This is a genomic window from Photorhabdus viridis (genome assembly GCF_040256935.1).
Lineage (GTDB): Bacteria > Pseudomonadota > Gammaproteobacteria > Enterobacterales > Enterobacteriaceae > Photorhabdus > Photorhabdus viridis.
The window spans coordinates 1-1,542 of sequence record NZ_JBEJZY010000142.1 but is presented as its reverse complement, the minus strand read 5'-3'; the positions used below and the strand labels follow the sequence as shown (position 1 = coordinate 1,542).

Here is a 1,542-nt window from a genome sequence, read left to right as displayed (position 1 = left end):
ATTCCTCCCGAAGAGGGCGTGCCGGGCACTATTCCGCAACCCCTGACAAAAAATCCACCGCTTCTCAGCACTTCCCGCTGGTCGTTTTTACCCAGCTATGAAGACTGGGTTATCCTCGGACAGGAAGTGGCTGGTCTGACCGAAAATGGGTTGAGTTATGTCCGCGACAGTACCCGGGAGCTCCTTGCCCAGTTTGGTACTTGGTTCAATCAAGCCGGCAAGTGGGTGTGTGAAGAAATTATTGACCCGATAAGCCATCAGGTCAGCTACGCGTTTTCCTGGGTCAGTGAACAAACAGGGAAAATCGTGACCTGGACGGAGAGTGAGATAAAAGCTCAGTGGCAGACTGTACAACAGGGCTCAGATATCACCCTGGAAGAGCTCAAAAACATGAGCTGGATGCAAATATTAAAAGAGGTAGGTGAAGGAATGCTGGAAGTGGTTGTGATTGTTGCCGGCGTTGCCGTTGTTATTCTTGTCACCCTTGCCGTCGCTGCTGCACTGATTGCACTGGTGGAAATTTTAGCCGCTGCCGCCTCGGTGAGCGCCGCCGCGTTAGCTGCCGTCCTGGCTATATTGGCGAGTGTGACATTCGCCACTGCCTCATAATTCACGGAGAAAATGATGGAAACTGTAGATTACTTTGACCAGTTGAGATCACAACTGACCGCTTTTCTTTTTATCAATGGCGATGGACTGACTATTTCCCGCCTGGGTATCTCAATAACCCTGTTTTTTAAACAGGGCTACACGCTGGAGAAAAAGCAACGCATTCTGGCCTGTTATCGTCGTTTTCGCGAAGAATTTGGCACTCAGCTGTGTTTTCATCGTCATGAGCTGAAAGGGTTAAAAAAATATTCACCGGAAAATATTGCCAAAGTGGAAGAAGGCATTCTTAGCCAGAAAAAAAACCAGCCTTGTGGTTGGGTGGTCAGTGATGCCAAAAATGAAGATGAGGCACCTCATTATCTGATGCGTTACCTGGATTCCGATGAAGCTAATGGTGATAATAGTAGTTCATACCTCAGTCTGGTGTTGCCCTGGGATTATCTAAAAGAACCAGAGGGCATGACTCGTTTTATGGCCTGGTTGGATTTTCTATGTGACCAGCTCGAACCCGACAGTGGAGACTGTGGCTACTGTCTGGTCCTGCCCAAAGATTACTATGACTACTTTCCTTTAGAGTACCAACTGGCGCAACGTTATCCTGCCCTGCAAGTGAACTCCGCAGTGCATACAGCTAAATTACAGTATGAGCATTCCATCCGTGGCATTAACTGGATCACCTTGCTATCCAAACGTTTTGTAGGACGCCTGGGCGGCGAAGTCTGGATACGCAAAACACTGGCGCGCTACCCGGATGTAGTGATTAGTTCTTACCCCAATGGTCTGATGATACGGGCGGGTCAATACCCGGATCTGACACCGCTACCGGGCAGTGTCCCGGAGAGTTATTTTGCCATTAACCAACTGATACGTCCGATACGGGTGATCCCCCGTGAAGGTCATTCTCTGCATTTTTATGGGGCGGGTCATTTTAAT

General features: G+C 48.9%; 1 protein-coding gene and 1 pseudogene. Both read left to right on the top strand.

Annotated elements, in window-relative coordinates; translation table 11 throughout:
* Positions 1–609 (top strand): annotated as a pseudogene (locus ABR397_RS22560) (VRR-NUC domain-containing protein); the annotation flags it as partial.
* 15 nt (positions 610–624) lie between these two features.
* Positions 625–1,542, top strand: a 918-nt coding sequence (locus tag ABR397_RS22555; RefSeq protein WP_350307667.1) for a DUF3396 domain-containing protein, incomplete at its 3' end; no start/stop codon positions are given.